This is a genomic window from Novosphingobium sp. BL-A-41-Hi4B-X5A (assembly GCF_055521705.1).
The window spans coordinates 2,182,799-2,200,176 of the sequence record NZ_CM145500.1 but is presented as its reverse complement, the minus strand read 5'-3'; the positions used below and the strand labels follow the sequence as shown (position 1 = coordinate 2,200,176).

Below are 17,378 nucleotides of genomic sequence, written 5' to 3'. Positions count from 1 at the left end.
TGCCTGCGGGAGGGGCGTAAGATCGCGCTTATGCCCTCCCACACGCGGGAGGGCTGCGAGACTTGGCGGGCTGGAGGCGAGGTCAGTCGCCGCGGGGTGGACAGATCAGAGCGACCGGCCAGCCCGTCCTGCCAGTTCGTTGACGTACTGCCACGCCACGCGGCCGGAGCGCCCGCCGCGGCGTTTTGACCATTCCAGCGCATCGCCTTCCTCATAGGCCAGGCCGAAGTGCGCCGCGTAGCCGGCGATGATCCCGAGGTAATCGTCCTGCGTGCAGTTGTGGAAGCCAAGGCTCAGGCCGAAGCGGTCGGCAAGGGCGAGACGATCGTCCACCACGTCGCGTGGGTTGATTGGATCGTCCTGCTCGGAAAGATGGCGCTCCACGATCGCGCGACGGTTAGACGTTACCGCGAGGCGCACGTTTGCCGGGCGTGCTTCGACGCCGCCTTCCAGCCACGAGCGCAACTTGCGCGCGCCGTCGCCGTCGCCCGCGTCGAAACCAAGATCGTCGAGGAAGACGAGGAAGCGACGGTCGATCTTGCGCAGGATCGCGAAAAGATCAGCCAGGCCAGCGTCAGGGCTGGCCTGCACCAGTGCGATGGAACCGGGCAGCGCGGTCTGCGCCGCCAGCGTTGCCGCCCGCAGCAGAGCCGACTTGCCCATACCGCGCGCGCCCCACAGCAGCATGTCATGCGCCGCAGCACCGCGCGAAAGCCGCGCGACATTTTCGACCACGGCTGCCTTCTGCTTGTCGATCCCCTGCATCAGACCCAGCGCGGGCGCTTCCAACGGATCGATCCCGCGCGCCGCCTTGCCGTCCCAGACATAGGCGGGGAAGGCGAGCCAATCGGCACTGGCCTCGCGCGGCGGGGCAAGGCGCTCCAGCGCCTCGGCGATGCGGTTGAGCAGGGCGTCGGTCATGGCCAGGCGATTATCGGGCCGGCGGTTATCCGGCAAGCGCCTCGCTGTCGAGATCGTAGAGCAGCGCTGCGCCCGCCATCGCCGAGGAGCCGAGGCCGCGCGCCTCGGGCACGATCACGCGGTTGAAGAACTTGGTCACGGCGATCTTGCTGTGCAGGTCCGACGCGCGCGATTGGCGGGCCAACTGCCACCCGGCAACGGCAACCGCGCACATCGTGGTGAAGGGCACGGAGCCTGCCAGCTTGTCGTCAAGCGAGGCGGTCGTGCTCATCCACTGGCCGATCGCAGCGGCATCCTTGGCCAGAGCCGCGACTTCGGGGACGTCTTCCATCTCAGACGCGATTTCGGCCATCAGTGCCTGCAGCACACCGCCGTTGTCGTAACCGAGTTTGCGCGTGACGAGGTCTGCCGCCTGGATGCCGTTGGTGCCTTCATAGATCGGGGCGATGCGGGAATCGCGCAGGTGCTGGGCGGCGCCGGTTTCCTCGATGAAGCCCATGCCGCCGTGGACCTGAATGCCGAGGCTGGCGACTTCGCAGCCGATATCGGTGCCCCACGCCTTGAGCATCGGCACCAGCAGTTCGGCGCGCTTCTGCGCCGCGTCATTGCCGAGTGCGCCGCGATCGACCTGGCCTGCCGTGTAGTAGAGCAGGGCGCGGCTGCCTTCGGTCAGGGCGCGCATGCGCATCAGCATACGGCGCACGTCGGGATGCTCGATGATCGCGACCGGGGCCTTGTCGGCCGCACCGGCGCGGGCCGACTGCACGCGGTCTCGCGCATAGGCCCGCGCCTGCTGGAACGCGCGCTCGGCGATCTGGACGCCCTGGCTGCCAACATTGATGCGGGCCGAGTTCATCATCGTGAACATCGCGCGCAGGCCACCATTCTCATGGCCGACCATCTCGCCGATACATTCGCCCTCGTCGCCATAACTCATCACGCAGGTGGGCGAGGCGTGGATGCCGAGCTTGTGCTCGATCGAGACGCAGCGCACGTCGTTGCGGGCGCCGATAGAACCATCCTGTTCCACGTGAAACTTCGGAACGATGAACAGCGAAATGCCGCGCGAACCCTCCGGCGCACCGGGGGTGCGGGCAAGAACGAGATGGACGACGTTGTCAGCCGCGTCATGCTCGCCGAACGTGATGTAGATCTTGGTGCCGACGATGCGCCACTTGCCGGCGTGCGGCCCTTCGGTGATCGGCGTGGCGGTGGTGCGCAGGGCACCCACGTCGGAACCGGCCTGTGGTTCGGTCAGGTTCATCGTGCCCGACCATTCGCCGCTGATCAGCTTGGGCAGGTACATCGCCTTCTGCGCTTCGCTGCCGTGATGCTCCAGCGCCTCGATCGCGCCGACTGTGAGCATCGGCAGCAGGGTGAAGCCCATGTTGGCCGCGCCCAGCGTTTCGAGCGTTGCCGTGGCCAGCGTAAACGGCAGGCCTTGCCCGCCGAACTCGGTCGACCCGGCAATCGAGTTCCAGCCCTGCTCGACGAAGGCCTTGTAGGCATCGACATAGCCGGGCGGGAGAGTGACCTCGCCATCGCGCCACTTCGCGCCGATCTGGTCGCCCGCGCGATGAAGGGGTGCCCATTCACCCGCGGCGAACGCGCCAATGCCCTCGACGATCGCCTCGACCAGATCGGGCGTGGCGGCGGCAAAGCGTTCGCTCTGGGCCAGTTCGTCGATCCCGGCGCTCACGCGGATGGCGAGCAGCTGGTCGGCGGTGGGCGGCGTGAAACTCATCGTCCTCTCCTGTCTCGCGCAATCTCAGGCGCAGGGCATGTGCGCTTGGCGCGGGGCCTGGCTCTCCCTATAGCGAGCCTGATGGAGCCGACAAAGCCTTCCAAAGTGCATCTGTCCGACGCCCGGGGACTGGAGCTTGCCGCGCAGGTGATAACGCGCGGCGGAACTGTCGCCGTGCCGACCGAGACGGTCTATGGCCTGGCCGCCCGCGCCGACGACGATGCGGCGGTGGCCGGGATCTATCGGGCCAAGGGTCGGCCCGATTTCAACCCGCTGATCGTGCACGTGCCCGACGTTACGGCAGCCGAAGCTCTGGCCCGGTTCGACGAGCGCGCGAGAAACCTGGCAAAAGCCTTCTGGCCCGGCGCGCTGACCATGGTCCTGCCCCTGCGCGAGGGCGCAGGATTAGCCCCCGCAGTCAGTGCCGGATTGCCGACAGTAGCCCTGCGCTGCCCGGCACATCCGGTGATGCAGGCCCTGTTGAAAACCTGTGGATTACCGCTCGCTGCGCCGTCGGCGAATCGCTCGGGCGGAGTGAGCCCGACCAGTGCAGCCCATGTCGCAGCCTCGCTGGGTGACCGCGTCGATCTGATCCTCGATGGCGGGGAAACGCGGCAGGGAATCGAATCCACCATCGTCGGCCTGCGCGCGGATGGGTCATGGACCGTGTTGCGGCCAGGCCCGATCACCGAGCCCGAAATTGCCGGCGTTCTGGGCGGACAAAGCGCCGCCATGACGTCAGCAAGAATCGAGGCTCCCGGGCAGTTGGCGAGCCACTACGCCCCGGGCAAGCCGGTGCGACTGAACGCTGCGGAGGCGGGGGCAGGGGAGTTCCTGATCGGTTTCGGCGACATCGCCGGAGACGTGACGCTGTCTGCTTCGGGCGATCTGGCGGAGGCAGCGGCGCGGCTCTACGCCTGCCTGCATCACGGCTCGGCAGCGCCGCAGCCGCTTATCGCCGTGGCGCCGATCCCCGACCATGGCATCGGCGTGGCGATCAACGACCGCTTGCGCCGCGCTGCTGCCTAGTTGCGAGCTTCGTAAGGCACGCTGGCGCGCATCGCGTCCATCTCGGCATAGATGCTGCGGGCATCCTCGCATGCGTCATCGTCGCCTCGGCTGCAATCTTGGCGAGCCTTGTCATATTCGCGTGACAGCTTGCCGTAACGCTCTTCGCGGCGGCGGATTTCGCGGCCGCGCTTCTGATCCCGCTCGGACTCGCTGACGGTCATGCGATCGTAGACGCCGGCGGTGGTGTCGATCGCCTTTGCGCCCACCCGCACCGGTGCCGTCGCCAGATCGAACGCGCTTTTGGCGACGCAGCCTGACAGCGCGAACGCGAGAATGGAAAGTGCTATGAGGCGACGGCGCATGGACTTCTCCCTCAAGGGAAAAATCCCACCCTACTAGATACTTGGCAAGCAGGACCTGCACCGGTTTGGTCCTTGCCGCGCCGATCCGGTGCAGGTCCTGCAGAAGATCACTGCTCGTCGGCTTCAGCAGTCGCCTCCACCGGGGCCGCGTCCGCGTCATCGCTGTTCGGCGTGACACCGTTCTCGCAGACCAGCTTGCCCGAGCCCATGGCGCTGACCTTGCAGGTGGCGCGGCCGAACACGCGCACTTCGCCCGAACCCATGATGTTGGCGTTGACGTGGCCGTTGGAGGCGAAGCGGGCGTTGCCCGAACCGGCGACGTCGACCTTGACCTCGTCGACCGTCAGCCCGTCCATTTCGGCATCGCCGCTGCCGGCCACGGTCATCTTCAGTTCCCTCGCCTTGCCAGCGGCGCGCAGCTTGCCCGAACCGACCACGTCGATGCCGAGCTTCTGCGCGTCGATCGCGCGCGCCTCGACCACGCCCGATCCGGCGACGGTGATCTTGGCATCATCGCCGCCGAGCTGGTCGGTGGTCAGGTTGCCGGAGCCGGCGAGCACGACCTCGTTCAACGCCGGAAGCGTGACGTTGACGGTCGCCGCGCGGGTTGACTGACCAAGCTTCCAATCCTCGCGCGTGATGCCAAGCTGGCCTTCCGACAGGGCAAAACGCAGCTTGTCGGCGCCTTCGCCCTCGACCGTGATCGCCAGCTTGTCGCCCCGGGTGATACGGACATTGTCCGGACCCAAAAGTGCAATTCCGGTCGGCGCAGCGCCGCTCATGTCGAGATCGGCAAGCGGAACGCCCTTCTTACCATTGAACGAGATGTTGCCGCCGTCACACCCGCTGAGTGCAGTGGCGAGACCCATGACAGCAACGCCAGCCAAAGTCCGTAAAAGGGGCGCGCGAACGAAATTCCTGAACATGACGAAGTCACTCCTGCCGCCATTCCTAACTGTATTGCCGATATAACACGGTGATACGATATCGGCCAAGTCGTTGGTGGAGCCAAGGCAGGAGTTGGTCGTTCGAGACAAAGGCCCGCGACGATCAACCCGTCGACGAGATCGACAGATCGGTGAACAGAAATTCCCCGGTCGAGCAAATGACCCGCACGACTGGCGAATTGATCGCTGTGGCAAATGTCCTTTTGCTTCCGGCAAAGTTGATCGAGACCGAGGTGCCGGTCAACCGCAGCGAGAACGGCAGGGCCTCACCCACCGGCAGCACATTGATCGGTTCGCTTTCGACTTCCTTGCCGCCGGCAAACTCGTCCCACTGCAGAAGCTGGATAGCCAGCTTGGGGTCCTTGATCGACTTGTCGACCAGCTTGGCCGGCATCGCGGTGATCTTGATGCCGGCAATATCCACCGGCGCTTCACCGGGATTGCCTGCAGACTGTGCAAATCCGATCCGCACCAAGGGCGCGTACTTCTTGAACTCCGCGAGATCCCGGACCTGCACCTTCCCGGTGACCGTAACCGATCCATCAGGGACCGGCAGCAACAGCTCCGAGAAATGGTCGCCCCGGGTATCGCAGTCATACGAGATAGCCGAGGCTTTCGCCTGTACGGGAAGGGCCGTCAGCAGAAAAACGGGCAAAAGGGCAAGTGCAGCAGATTTCACAAAGTAATCCCCCAAGTCAGGCCAAAGAGCGCTCCGATCGCCGGGATGGTCCTTCAGGACAATGTGAAAAGCCAGAGACAATGCTTCCATCGCAACGAAAAAGGCCCCCGGTTTCCCGGAGGCCTGTTTCATGCACCAGTGCGTGAAACGGATCAGGCCGTTTCGTAGTACTTCGGCGCGTGTTCGTTGAGGATCGCGAGGATCTTCTTGAGCGCGGCAGGCTCGTCAGTCTTTTCCATCGCCGCGAGTTCGCGGGCGAGGCGCGAGGAGGCTGCTTCGAAGATCTGGCGCTCCGAGTAGGACTGTTCCGGCTGATCATCGGCACGGAACAGGTCGCGCGTCACTTCGGCGATCGACACGAGGTCGCCCGAGTTGATCTTCGCTTCGTATTCCTGGGCGCGGCGCGACCACATGGTGCGCTTGACCTTGGGCTTGCCCTTGAGCGTATCGAGCGCTTCGCGCAGCGTCTTGTCGGACGACAGCTTGCGCATGCCGATCGCTTCAACCTTGTTGACCGGAACGCGCAGAGTCATGCGTTCCTTTTCGAAGCGCAGCACGTAGAGCTGCAGCTTCATGCCGGCAATTTCTTCGTCCTGAAGTTCGACCACCCGGCCGACACCATGCTTCGGATAAACGACGTAGTCCCCAACATCGAAGGCGAGAGCCTTACCTGCCATTGGTAATCCTTTCGACGCGGGCAGGACTGGCAAACGGAGGTTAGCGAAGCCTTGGGGGAAATAGGCATGAGTCCGCCGGATCGACGGTCATGCGAGGCTTGCGATCCGGTTGCTGTTCTTGTCCTGCCGTTTTTCGTGGTGAAAAGACGCCGGACAGGCATGAACCCACCGGCGCTTGGGGCATGATATAACACTTCGGCAACAAAATTACCACCCCTGAACGCACTGCAGCGCAGCGGAAATCGTTTGCTGCCTCCGTTGCGGAGCCAACAAACGCCTTACGCTGCGCCGGCAGAGGGATGGAAGGGCAAGGGCGACTTCAGCCGCCGACCCCTGCAACCTGCTGGAATCAGTCGCCTTCGCCGGGTTCGGCAGAGAAGTACTTGTCGAACTTGCCTTCTTCGCCCTTGTGCTCGTCGGCGTCTTCGGGCGCATCCTTCTTGGCGGTGATGTTCGGCCATTCCGCCGAATACTTGGCGTTCAGTTCAAGCCACTGCTCAAGCCCGGATTCGGTATCGGGCAGAATCGCTTCTGCCGGGCATTCCGGTTCGCACACGCCGCAGTCGATGCACTCGCTGGGGTTGATCACCAGCATGTTCTCGCCCTCGTAGAAGCAGTCAACGGGGCACACTTCGACGCAGTCCATGAACTTGCAACGGATACAGGCGTCGGTGACGACGTAGGTCATGGCGATTTGATCCCTCAGGTCTTCGTTTGAGGCCGTGCTAGAGGCCTTTGGGCCGCCCCGTCAAGCGGGCGCTTGACCGGGTGACGATTGGTCAGGAATTTCGACCACGCGATAGCACGATTGCGCTTCGGTTGCCGGACCGCGCCGGGCGGGGATGGCGAGAACTTCGATCACCGTCACCCGGCTGCGCATCGGCAGGACCAGCACGTCGCCTTGCTTGATACCGGCACTGCATCGCTCGATCCGGCGGCCGTTGAGGCGGATGTGGCCGGCGGAAACCCAGTCCTGGGCAAGGCCGCGACTGCCGGCGAAACGGGTGAACCAGAGGAACTTGTCGATCCGCAAGCAGGCTCTCTCCTTGTCCTATCGCGCCACCAGTTCGGCAAGCGCGGCGAATGCGCCGGTGGGTGGCGGCTTGGGTCTTTCCGGGTCGGCTGCAGGTTCGCGGCGCGATGGCCGCCAGTCCCACAACGGCGGATGCGGTGGGCCGTATGCCTTTTCGGGCAGGCTCCGGCCCATGTGCACGCGAAAGCCACCGGCGCGCAGCAGCGCTGCATAGGCGGCGGTAGAAAGGCTCATCGATCGCGCCACCGCAGGATCGAGGAACACGCGTTTCGCCTTCGTCCCCATGCGCGTGGCGTGCGCGGCGTGGAGCAGCTTTTCGGCCAGATCGACGCGCAAGGCCTCGTTGCCGAGGCGGCGGTATCCGGCAGGAGGGATTCTGGTATGGACCACGGGCTGCATCGTCTCGGGCGGCAGGGGCGCGGGCTTGCCCCAGATGCGCGCCAGACGGTGCCACGCCTGCATCGCGCCCGGCCGCAAGGCGTTGGGCAGGAACAGATCAAGCGCACCAATGCGGACGCCCAGCTTCTTCAGGCGCTGGCGCTGGCCCGCGTCGAGCCGGTCCAGTCCCGAGCCCTCCCGCACCAGCACCCCACCCGCTTCGACCAGGTGAAGCAGCAACGCGCGCAGCTCAGGTCCCGAAGCGGGATCGCGGCTCGCATCGTCGAGCGCGAGCAGGGGCTTGAGATGGCGCTGATGTTGCGCCTGCAGCCATGCCTCCAGCGCCGCGACCACCTCAGCCTTGTCGTCGGGAGCAAGCCGGTCCAGCGCGACATCAGGCTTGAGCCGAGGGGCCAGCATCGCCCGCCCGCGCTCGAGCTTGGCAACCACCGTGTCCTGCCAGACCAGCGCAGTGTCCTCGAACGCGATGTCGTTCGATTCACGCGCCGCTTCAGCCAGAGCCTTGGCACGATGGCGCAGCAGGCCCGGCAGGTGGCGCTCGGCCGCAGCCAGAAGAAGGCGACGATCCTCGGCGCGGGCGAGGGGATCGACGACGAAGCGGAAGCCTTCGAGGTGGCCGATCGGCTCGTCATCGACGAGCACCGCGCCTTCGTCCGCGAGGCGTACCGGCAGCAGCGAGGCGTCAGCGCCGGCCTTGCGCATCAGCACCGCGGTGCGGCGGTTGACGAAGCGTTCGGTCAGCCGCGCGTGCAGCGCATCGGACAGTCGCGCCTCGACCGCGCGGGCACGGGCCGACATTTCTTCCTTGGCCAGCACCCAGTCCGGCCGCTGCGCGATATAGGCCCACGAACGGATCGCCGAGACGCGCGCCTGCAGGGTGTCGATGTCCCCGGAAGGATTGTCCAACTGGGCAATCGCCTGCGCCACGTAGTCTGCGCCAAGGTAGCCGTGGCGCAAGTCCTGCCACAGGCGGGCGACAAAGCGGCTGTGCGTTTCCTCGCCCTGCGAGCGGAAGTCGGGCAGGCGGCAGACCTCCCAGAAGCGTTCGACCGCACGCTTGCCACGCACGCTGGCAACAGTTTCGGGATCTTCGGCGAGGCGCTTGAGCACGGCGAGGTCGATGGCCTGGGGCGGCGTCACCAGTTCGGGGCGCGGGGGAATGCTTTCGAGGTCCTCGATCAGCGCGGCCAGATTGTCGAACCGCGGCTCCGCCTCGCGCCAGAACAGGCGGGTGAGGGGCGGGAAGCGGTGTTCCTCGATCGCGTAGATTTCCTCGTCGGTGAACTCGGGATTGGTGCCACCCGCGCCCGCTAACGTACCGAAAGTGCCATCGCGCTGGTGACGCCCGGCGCGCCCGGCAATCTGCGCCATTTCTGCGGTGGTCAGCCGTCGCTGGCGGTGACCGTCAAACTTGGAGAGGCCGGCGAAGGCCACATGGTGCACGTCGAGGTTGAGGCCCATGCCCACCGCATCGGTCGCCACGAGGTAGTCGACCTCGCCGGCCTGATACATCGCTACCTGGGCATTGCGGGTCTGCGGGCTCAATGCACCCATGACCACTGCCGCGCCGCCCCTGAAGCGCCGCAGCATCTCGGCCATGACGTAGACCTGCTCGGCGCTGAACGCGACGATCGCGCTGCGCGGCGGAATGCGCGAGAGCTTCTTGGCGCCGACATGGCTCAGCGTCGAAAAGCGCGGGCGGGTGACCACTTCGGCCTCGGGCACCAGCGCCTTGATCATCGGCTCCAATGTCGAGGAGCCGAGCAGCATCGTCTCCTCGCGCCCGCGCGTGTGCAGCAGGCGGTCGGTGAAGACGTGACCGCGCTCGGGATCCGCGGAAAGCTGGGCCTCGTCGAGCGCGACAAAGGCAAGATCGGGGCGCGAGGGCATGGCCTCGACCGTGCAGAGGTGCCAGCGCGCGCCCTTGGGCTCGATCTTCTCCTCGCCGGTGATCAGCGCGACATTGTCCGCGCCCTTGATCGCGCAGACCCGGTCATAGACCTCGCGCGCCAGCAGCCGCAGCGGAAAGCCAATTGCGCCCGAGGAATGCGCGCAGAGCCGCTCGATCGCGAGGTGGGTCTTGCCGGTGTTGGTCGGCCCGAGCACCGCCTTGACCACGCCGGTATGCGCAGGTCTCCGAGGCTGGGCAGGAATGCGCGGGGCCATGTGTCTGAATGTGGCGGGCATGATGCCCATAAACAAGAAAGGGCGGGGAATTTATCCCCGCCCTCGATTCTCGCGCGCTTAGGGCGCTTGCCGATTCCCGGAGTTACTGGTTCATCGTCGCGAAGAAGTCTTCGTTGGTCTTCGAATCCTTCATCTTGTCGAGCAGGAATTCCATCGCATCGACGGTGCCCATCTGCATGAGGATGCGGCGCAGGACCCACATCTTCGAAAGCTGGTCCTTCGGCACGAGCAGCTCTTCCTTGCGGGTGCCGCTCTTGCCCACGTCAAGGGCCGGGAAGATGCGCTTGTCGGCAACCTTGCGGTCCAGCACGATTTCGCTGTTGCCGGTGCCCTTGAACTCTTCGAAGATCACTTCGTCCATGCGGCTGCCGGTATCGATCAGGGCCGTCGCAATGATCGAAAGCGAGCCACCTTCCTCGATGTTGCGCGCCGCGCCGAAGAAGCGCTTGGGGCGCTGCAGGGCATTGGCGTCGACACCGCCGGTCAGCACCTTGCCCGATGACGGCACCACGGTGTTGTAGGCGCGGCCAAGGCGCGTGATCGAATCCAGCAGGATGACGACGTCACGCTTGTGCTCGACCAGGCGCTTGGCCTTCTCGATCACCATTTCGGCAACCTGCACGTGGCGCGTCGCTGGCTCGTCGAAGGTCGAGGAGATGACCTCGCCCTTCACGCTGCGCTGCATGTCGGTGACTTCTTCCGGACGCTCGTCGACCAGCAGGACGATCAGGAAGACTTCCGGATGGTTGTCGGTGATCGCCTTGGCCATGTTCTGCAGCAGCACGGTCTTGCCGGTGCGCGGCGGCGCGACGATCAGCGCGCGCTGGCCCTTGCCCTGCGGGCTGACCAGATCGATCACGCGGGCCGACTTGTCCTTGACCGTCGGGTCGAGCGTGTCGAGCTTCAAGCGCTCGTTCGGGTAGAGCGGGGTGAGGTTGTCGAAGTTGACGCGGTGGCGCACGGCCTCCGGCTCGTCGAAGTTGACCTTGATCAGGCGGGTGATCGCGAAATAGCGCTCGCCATCCTTGGGCGCGCGGACTTCGCCTTCCACGGTATCGCCGGTGCGCAGGCCCCACTTGCGGACCTGGTTGGGTGAAACGTAGATGTCGTCCGGCCCGGCGAGGTAATTCGCCTCGGGGCTGCGCAGGAAGCCGAAGCCGTCGGGCAGGACTTCGATGGTGCCGATACCGAGGATTTCCTCGCCGTCTTCCGCCATTTCCTTGAGGATGGCGAACATCAGGTCCTGGCGGCGCATGGTGCTGGCGCCTTCGACCTCGAGCTCTTCGGCCATCTGGACCAGCTCGGCGGGGGTCTTCTGCTTGAGTTCCTTCAGGTGCATTTCGTGTTTTTCCAAAGGGTTGGATAGATGGCCGGAAACCTCTGAAGGGCTTGGAGAAAGCGAGAGGGCGGCTGCATCGATCGGCAGCACATCTGCATTCCGGTTCGCCGCAGATATGCCTGCGCCAGCCGATAGTCAATTGTGGATAGGGGCAGGGGGGTGGTATCCTCCCGGCATCAAACCGGAAAACCGGTCTTTCGAGAGGAACGGCACATGATCAGACTGCCCCGCCGCAACGAAGCTTTCCCCCGCCCGCAGGCGCACAATGCCCCGGCCAACGCCTGGGGCTCGCAATGGAAGTACCTGCCGCGCTCGCCTTTGCGATTGGTGCGCAATGCGATGCGAGATGGATTGCGGACCTTGCGCGGCTAAACAAGGATTTCACACGCGAAGACGCAAAGGCGCGAAGATGTTGCGCTTCGGCGAAGGCGAGTGAACAATCGCGGCAATTGATTGACGCACATCGCCTGCGGCAATCGCAACCTCTTTGCGTCTTCGCGTCTTTGCGTGAAACCGGAATCAGAACGGCTTCACGATCACCATGATCACGATCACTGCAGCGGCAATGCCGGGGATCTCGTTGAGCATGCGCAGTTTCTTGCCGGACAGTTTGCGAACGCCTTGGGCGAGGGCTTGCGCATAGCTCGCCAGCCAGAAGTGATAGGCCGTCAGCACGAGCACGAAGGCCAGCTTGAGGTGGAACCAGCCTTGCGCGAACGCGCCGATGTCCATGGCCAGGAGCAGGCCGAGCACCCACACCACCACCAGCGCCGGCCACATGATGATCTTCATAAGCTTGCGCTCGCGATCCACCCAGATCGCATTCTCGGGCGAACCTTCCGGCGCTTCCTGGTGATAGACGAAGAAGCGCGGCAGCATGAACAGGCCGGCCATCCAGAAGATCACGAAGATGACATGGCCCGCCTTGAGCCAGAGATAGAGCATCGCCAATACCTGCTGCATCTGTTGCGGCTCCGCCTGCCAGTGCGCCCCTGCTGAGGGCTATTTCGGCGCGGAAACCATGGTTTGCAAGTGCCCGAAAAGGTTCAGTCGCGCGACCAGCCCCGCACGATCTTGAGCAGCGCCTCGACGTTTTCGATCGGGGTGTGCTGGCCGATGCCGTGGCCAAGGTTGAACACGTGCGGGCGGTCGGCGAAGGCTTCGAGCACGCGGTGAGTCTGCTTTTCCAGTTCCGGCCCACCCGCAAGCAACAGCAGCGGATCGAGATTGCCCTGCACCGGCATGCCCGCCGGCATCTCGCGCGCGGCCCACAGCGGGTCGATGGTCTCGTCCACGCCGACGGCATTGACGCCGGTCTCGCGGGCATAGGCGGCAAGCTTTTCGCCTGCGCCCTTGGGGAAGCCGATCACCGGCACGTGCGGATAGCGGCACTGCATTTCCGCCGCGATCTTCGCATTGGGCGCGATCACCCAGCGCTCGAACTCGGCAGGCGCAAGGCTGCCCGACCATGAATCGAACAGCTGCAAGCCTTCGGCGCCGGCTTCGACCTGACCCGAAAGGTACTCGATCGTCACTTGCGTGATCGCATCGATGATTGCCTGGAACTGGCCGGCATCGCGATAGGCCAGCGCACGGGTGTCGTGGTGATCGCGGCTGCCTTCGCCGGCGACCATGTACGTCGCCACTGTCCACGGTGACCCGGCAAAGCCCAGCAGTGTCGTCTCAGGGCCGATCTGCGCCTTCACCTTGGCCACCGTCTCGTAGATTGGCGACAGGCGCTCAGGCACCGCGACAAGGCTGTCCAGCGCCACGTCGAGCAGGCGCGGCGAAAGATCCGGGCCTTCGCCAACGAGGAACCTGAGGTCCTGCCCCATCGCATAGGGCACGATCAGGATGTCCGAGAACAGGATCGCGCCATCGAAGCCGAAGCGGCGGATCGGCTGCACGGTCACTTCGGCCGCGGCGTCGGTATCATAGACAAGCGCGAGGAAACCGCCCTTTTCGGCGCGCAACTCGCGGTATTCGGGCAGGTAGCGCCCCGCCTGGCGCATCAGCCAGATCGGCCGACGGGAAAGATTCTCACCCTGAAGTGTCCTGAGCAACGGGCCGGGCATTTCGATCCAATCCACTAAAATAGATTCTTAGAATCAGGTTGAAGGTGTTTGTTGGCCCTGTGGAAACCGGGGATTGCCTGTCACTGCCCGATTTGTGAGTCCGCTTCCACACTTTTTGCTGTTCGCGACTCTGGACAGCATATGAGTCAACGCGAAGTTCTCACCGCTCTCCACAGGCTGGGGAAAACGCTGTCCACTTGTCCACAAATGGCCCTGAACAGGACTCGGATCGAGAGTGAATCTCACGCTGAAACTTGTCCCTGACTCTGTACCGTGGTTTATCGGTGCTGTTTCCACAGAGTCATCCCGACCCCGTCCGGACCCCCTGCCGGACACCCTTTGAAAGTCCGCAAATGCAGCGTCTGCACCTGCACCTCCTGTCGGATTCCACCGGCGAAACACTGGAAATGATCGCCAAGGCGGCGCTTGCGCAGTTCGATGGCGCCGACGTGGTCCGGCATTTCTGGCCGATGGTACGCTCGATGCAGCATCTCGACCGCATCATGGGCGAAATTGCCGCAAATCCGGGGCTCGTGCTGTTCACGCTGGTCAATACCGAAACCCGCGCCCGGCTGGAGCAGCGTTGCGCTGCGTTGGGCTTGCCGATGGTCCCGGCACTCGATGCCGTGACCGACGCGCTCGAGCAGCAGCTCGGGGTTCAGGCCAAGGCCCGGCCGGGCCGCCAGCACATGATGGACGAGGCCTATTTCGCGCGCGTCGATGCGATCCAGTTCACCATCGCCCATGATGACGGAGTGAACTGGGAAAATTGGGAAGAGGCCGACATCGTGCTGGCCGGCGTTTCGCGCAGTTCGAAGACGCCGACCTCGATCTACCTTGCCAACCGCGGCTACAAGGTCGCCAACATCCCGATCGTGGTGGAAAGCCCGCCGCCGTCGATGCTGTTTTCCTTGCGCCGCCCGATGGTGGTTGGCCTCACCACCAGCCCGGAACGCCTGATCGCGGTGCGTCGCAATCGGCTGCTGTCCTTGAATCAGGCGCCCGAGACTGCCTATGTCGACAACGAACAGGTGACGCGCGAAGTGCAATACGCGCGGCGCATGTTTGCCGACAATGGCTGGCCGGTGATCGACGTCTCGCGCCGCTCGATCGAGGAAACCGCTGCCGCCGTGATCAATCTCTACAACGAACGCGGCGCTGTGGGCGGCAGCGGCGATGGAGCAAAACCGATATGACACTGGTACTGGCGAGCCAGAGCTTCTCGCGCCGGATGATGCTCGAGGCGGCAGGCGTGCCGTTCGAGACGCGTTCGTCCGACGTCGATGAAGGTGCGATCAAGCGCGAGCTGATCGGTGTTACCGGTTGCCAGATCGCCAGCGTGCTTGCCGAAGCCAAGGCCTTTGCCGTGTCGCTCGCCATGCCCGGACGGCTGGTGCTCGGCGGGGATTCGATGGTCGAGGTCTGCGGCCGCCAGTTCGACAAGCCGACGAGCCGCGAGAACGCTGCCGAGCATCTCGAATTCTTCTCCGGCAAGGACATGAACCTCCATTCCGCCGCCGTTCTGATGCGCGATGGCAAGGTGGTGTGGAAAACCTGCGAGACCGCTAACTTAAGGGTTCGCACGCTTTCTCCCCAGTTTATCCAGAGCTATCTCGACAGGGAATGGCCGGAGGTTTCCGGCTGCGTCGGCGCGTTCCGCATCGAGGCGCTGGGCGTGCAACTGTTTGAAACGATCGAAGGCAGCCACTTCACTGTGCTGGGGATGCCGCTATTGGCGCTGCTCGGTGCATTGCGCGAACAGGGTGAGTTGCCGTCTTGAGTCTTCCTTATGCCGAAGTGATCGGCGATCCGATCGCTCAGTCCAAGTCTCCGGTGATCCACGGCTTCTGGCTGGAAAAGCTCGGCCTTTCGGGGCGCTATGATCGCGCCCATGTGAAGGCCGAAGAGCTCGCCGACTATCTCGCCGCGCGCCGCACCGATCCCGACTGGCGCGGCTGCAATGTCACCATGCCGCACAAGCAGGCGGTGATTCCGCTGCTCGACCGGCTCGATCCGCTGGCCGAGAGCATCGGCGCCGTGAACACCGTGGTGCCAGAAGACGGAGCGCTGGTTGGCTACAATACCGACGCGCCCGGCTTCCTCGAACCCCTGCGCGAGGAACTGGCCAAGACCCACTACTTCCGCATGGCCCGCGTTCTCGGCACGGGCGGCGCGGCACGGGCGATCATCGCCGCGCTGGCGGACGAGCACATGGTCGTGGTGCTGGCCGGCCGCAACGTCGACAAGGCCCGCGCCATGCTCGATGAACTCGACCCGCAGGGCGAACACCACGTCGCCCCGCTCGAACATTTCGCCGACGCCACCGACTTCGCCTTCGACAATCGCGAAGGCTGCTTCGATCTCGTGGTCAATGCCTCCTCGCTCGGCATGACGGGGCAAGCGCCGCTCGCCTTCGACATGAGCCACGCCCCGCCCGGCTCGGTGTTCTACGATATCGTCACCAGTCCGCTCGAAACCGAATTCCTGAAAGCCGCGAAGGCCGCCGGATTCCGCACGGTCGATGGCCTGTCGATGCTGATCGGACAGGCCGATCATGCCTTCCGCCGCTTCTTTGGCGCCGTTCCACCACGCGGAGAGGCGGACGCCGAACTTCGTGCGAGAATCCTGGGATGAGCCGCCCTTACATCCTCGGCCTCACCGGTTCGATCGGCATGGGCAAGTCCGCCGTGGCGCTGATGCTGCGCGAACTGGGCGTGCCGGTGTTCGATGCCGATGCCGCCGTCCACCATCTCCAGGGCCCGGGCGGAGAGCTGCTCCCGGCCATCGAGCAAGCCTTCCCCGGCACCACCGGACCCGAAGGCGTCAAGCGGCAGGAGCTGGGCGCGCAGGTCTTCGGCGATCCGGAAGCGTTGAAGCGGCTGGAGGCCATCGTCCACCCCGCGGTCGCGCGGCTGCGCCACGCCTTCATGGTCGAGCACATGGGCGAGCCGCTCGTCGTCTTCGACATTCCGCTGCTGTTCGAAAAGGGCCATGGGGCCGATCTCGACGCGGTCATGGTCGTCTCCGCCCCCGCCGAGGTGCAGCGGCAGCGCGTGCTCGCCCGCCCCGGCATGACGCCCGAAAAGTTCGCCCACATCCTCTCGCTGCAAGTGCCCGACGCCGAGAAGCGCGCGCGCGCCACCCACGTGATCGATACCGGCGTCACCCTTGCCGAGACCGAGGCGCAAGTCGCCGCGCTGGTTGCGGCCATCCGGGAAAAAAACCCCCGCCAGTAACCTTCGCAACCCCTTGTCAGCCCGCCACGAGGGGTCCACATATTCTTCAATGCGTGAGATCGTTTTCGATACCGAGACGACCGGACTGGACCCGAAAAGCGGGGATCGGCTGGTCGAGATCGGCTGTGTCGAAATGGTCAACCGGGTGCCTACTGGCCAGGTTTTCCATTGTTATTTCAATCCCGAACGCGACATGCCGGCCGAGGCCGAGGCCGTCCACGGCCTGTCATCCACGTTCCTGTCCGACAAGCCCAGGTTTGCCGCCGAGGCTGACGCGCTGCTCGACTTCCTCGGCGACTCGCCGCTGGTCGCCCACAACGCCGGATTCGATTTCGGCTTCATCAACAACGAGCTGGAAATGTGCGGGCGCGAACCCGTCAGCCGTGATCGCATGGTCGATACGGTAGCGATCGCCCGGCGCAAGCACCCCGGTGCCAAGCTCAGCCTCGATGCCTTGTGCACCCGCTACGGCATAGACCGCAGCCACCGCACCAAGCACGGGGCGCTACTGGACGCGGAACTGCTCGCCCAGCTCTATGTAGAGCTGATGGGCGGGCGGCAGATCGGCCTCGAACTGGCGGCAGATGCCGCTGGCGCAGCCGGTCTTGTTGTGGTGGAGGAGTCGATCACCGTCACCTCCAGCCTGACCCGCACCTTCCGTTCCCCGCGCCCGCATGCCGCGAGCGCCGAGGAGCTTGCCCGTCATGCCGAATTCATGGCGGGCTTTGCCGAGCCGATCTGGTCGCGCTGAAACCAACCCGCAGTGCG

General features: G+C 64.7%; 19 protein-coding genes. 7 read left to right on the top strand and 12 right to left on the bottom strand.

From position 1 onward, the window contains the following. Nucleotides 1-105: 105 nt before the first annotated feature. Both ACZ1JY_RS10670 and ACZ1JY_RS10665 read right to left on the bottom strand, forming a co-directional pair. Nucleotides 106-921, bottom strand: coding sequence for a DUF815 domain-containing protein (locus ACZ1JY_RS10670; protein WP_465129250.1), 816 nt, complete (start codon nucleotides 919-921; stop codon nucleotides 106-108). 25 nt (nucleotides 922-946) lie between these two features. Then, nucleotides 947-2,665, bottom strand: coding sequence for an acyl-CoA dehydrogenase (locus ACZ1JY_RS10665; protein ID WP_465129249.1), 1,719 nt, complete (start codon nucleotides 2,663-2,665; stop codon nucleotides 947-949). Nucleotides 2,666-2,746: 81 nt separating this feature from the next. On the opposite strand from ACZ1JY_RS10665, the gene ACZ1JY_RS10660 reads away from it, so the two are divergent. Then, nucleotides 2,747-3,694, top strand: coding sequence for an L-threonylcarbamoyladenylate synthase (locus ACZ1JY_RS10660; RefSeq protein WP_465129248.1), 948 nt, complete (start codon nucleotides 2,747-2,749; stop codon nucleotides 3,692-3,694). Here the strand turns inward: ACZ1JY_RS10660 and ACZ1JY_RS10655 are convergent. The 8 genes from ACZ1JY_RS10655 to rho all read right to left on the bottom strand — a co-directional run bounded on the left by ACZ1JY_RS10655 (nucleotide 3,691) and on the right by rho (nucleotide 11,299). After that, the gene (locus ACZ1JY_RS10655; RefSeq protein WP_465129247.1) at nucleotides 3,691-4,038 is read right to left on the bottom strand and encodes a hypothetical protein; all 348 of its coding nucleotides are present in this window, start codon (nucleotides 4,036-4,038) and stop codon (nucleotides 3,691-3,693) included. The two genes, ACZ1JY_RS10660 and ACZ1JY_RS10655, sit on opposite strands and share 4 nt — an antisense overlap. 107 nt (nucleotides 4,039-4,145) lie before the next feature. Then, nucleotides 4,146-4,907, bottom strand: coding sequence for a head GIN domain-containing protein (locus ACZ1JY_RS10650; protein ID WP_465129246.1), 762 nt, complete (start codon nucleotides 4,905-4,907; stop codon nucleotides 4,146-4,148). 181 nt (nucleotides 4,908-5,088) lie between these two features. Continuing rightward, on the bottom strand, nucleotides 5,089-5,664 hold the full coding sequence (locus tag ACZ1JY_RS10645) for a hypothetical protein (protein WP_205525254.1): 576 nt from the start codon (nucleotides 5,662-5,664) through the stop codon (nucleotides 5,089-5,091). 152 nt (nucleotides 5,665-5,816) lie between these two features. After that, nucleotides 5,817-6,341, bottom strand: a complete 525-nt coding sequence (locus ACZ1JY_RS10640) for a CarD family transcriptional regulator (protein WP_011443787.1) — start codon at nucleotides 6,339-6,341, stop codon at nucleotides 5,817-5,819. A 349-nt stretch (nucleotides 6,342-6,690) separates the two neighbouring features. Continuing rightward, nucleotides 6,691-7,029 (bottom strand): ferredoxin FdxA, encoded by a 339-nt coding sequence (fdxA, locus tag ACZ1JY_RS10635; RefSeq protein ID WP_118072805.1) that lies wholly within the window; start codon nucleotides 7,027-7,029, stop codon nucleotides 6,691-6,693. 60 nt (nucleotides 7,030-7,089) lie between these two features. Beyond that, complete coding sequence (locus tag ACZ1JY_RS10630; protein WP_118072806.1) at nucleotides 7,090-7,374, bottom strand: RNA-binding S4 domain-containing protein; 285 nt, start codon at nucleotides 7,372-7,374, stop codon at nucleotides 7,090-7,092. A gap of 18 nt (nucleotides 7,375-7,392) precedes the next feature. Next, the gene (locus ACZ1JY_RS10625) at nucleotides 7,393-9,939 is read right to left on the bottom strand and encodes a helicase-related protein (protein WP_465129245.1); all 2,547 of its coding nucleotides are present in this window, start codon (nucleotides 9,937-9,939) and stop codon (nucleotides 7,393-7,395) included. 103 nt (nucleotides 9,940-10,042) lie between these two features. After that, nucleotides 10,043-11,299 carry a transcription termination factor Rho gene (rho, locus tag ACZ1JY_RS10620; RefSeq protein ID WP_039333211.1) on the bottom strand — a complete coding sequence of 419 codons (1,257 nt, stop codon included), beginning with the start codon at nucleotides 11,297-11,299 and terminating at the stop codon, nucleotides 10,043-10,045. 213 nt (nucleotides 11,300-11,512) lie between these two features. On the opposite strand from rho, the gene ACZ1JY_RS10615 reads away from it, so the two are divergent. Continuing rightward, complete coding sequence (locus ACZ1JY_RS10615) at nucleotides 11,513-11,671, top strand: hypothetical protein (protein WP_465129244.1); 159 nt, start codon at nucleotides 11,513-11,515, stop codon at nucleotides 11,669-11,671. 147 nt (nucleotides 11,672-11,818) lie between these two features. On the opposite strand, the gene ACZ1JY_RS10610 is transcribed toward ACZ1JY_RS10615, so the two are convergent. Together ACZ1JY_RS10610 and hemE are read right to left on the bottom strand one after the other, a co-directional pair. Next, nucleotides 11,819-12,262 carry a CopD family protein gene (locus tag ACZ1JY_RS10610; protein ID WP_118072807.1) on the bottom strand — a complete coding sequence of 148 codons (444 nt, stop codon included), beginning with the start codon at nucleotides 12,260-12,262 and terminating at the stop codon, nucleotides 11,819-11,821. A gap of 83 nt (nucleotides 12,263-12,345) precedes the next feature. Further along, on the bottom strand, nucleotides 12,346-13,374 hold the full coding sequence (gene hemE, locus ACZ1JY_RS10605) for a uroporphyrinogen decarboxylase (RefSeq protein ID WP_465129243.1): 1,029 nt from the start codon (nucleotides 13,372-13,374) through the stop codon (nucleotides 12,346-12,348). Nucleotides 13,375-13,727: 353 nt separating this feature from the next. On the opposite strand from hemE, the gene ACZ1JY_RS10600 reads away from it, so the two are divergent. The 5 genes from ACZ1JY_RS10600 to dnaQ are packed head-to-tail and all read left to right on the top strand — an operon-like array spanning nucleotide 13,728 to nucleotide 17,361. Continuing rightward, nucleotides 13,728-14,570: a pyruvate, water dikinase regulatory protein gene (locus ACZ1JY_RS10600; RefSeq protein ID WP_465129242.1), complete on the top strand. Its 843-nt coding sequence runs from the start codon at nucleotides 13,728-13,730 to the stop codon at nucleotides 14,568-14,570. Next, the gene (locus ACZ1JY_RS10595; protein WP_465129241.1) at nucleotides 14,567-15,154 is read left to right on the top strand and encodes a Maf family protein; all 588 of its coding nucleotides are present in this window, start codon (nucleotides 14,567-14,569) and stop codon (nucleotides 15,152-15,154) included. The genes ACZ1JY_RS10600 and ACZ1JY_RS10595 overlap by 4 nt, the downstream gene beginning before the upstream one ends. Next, nucleotides 15,151-16,008, top strand: a complete 858-nt coding sequence (gene aroE, locus ACZ1JY_RS10590; RefSeq protein WP_465129240.1) for a shikimate dehydrogenase — start codon at nucleotides 15,151-15,153, stop codon at nucleotides 16,006-16,008. The genes ACZ1JY_RS10595 and aroE overlap by 4 nt, the downstream gene beginning before the upstream one ends. Then, nucleotides 16,005-16,610 carry a dephospho-CoA kinase gene (gene coaE / locus ACZ1JY_RS10585; protein ID WP_168904072.1) on the top strand — a complete coding sequence of 202 codons (606 nt, stop codon included), beginning with the start codon at nucleotides 16,005-16,007 and terminating at the stop codon, nucleotides 16,608-16,610. Before aroE ends, coaE begins: the two co-directional genes overlap by 4 nt. Before the next feature lie 49 nt (nucleotides 16,611-16,659). Then, nucleotides 16,660-17,361 carry a DNA polymerase III subunit epsilon gene (dnaQ, locus tag ACZ1JY_RS10580; protein ID WP_118072812.1) on the top strand — a complete coding sequence of 234 codons (702 nt, stop codon included), beginning with the start codon at nucleotides 16,660-16,662 and terminating at the stop codon, nucleotides 17,359-17,361. Nucleotides 17,362-17,378 lie beyond the last annotated feature (17 nt).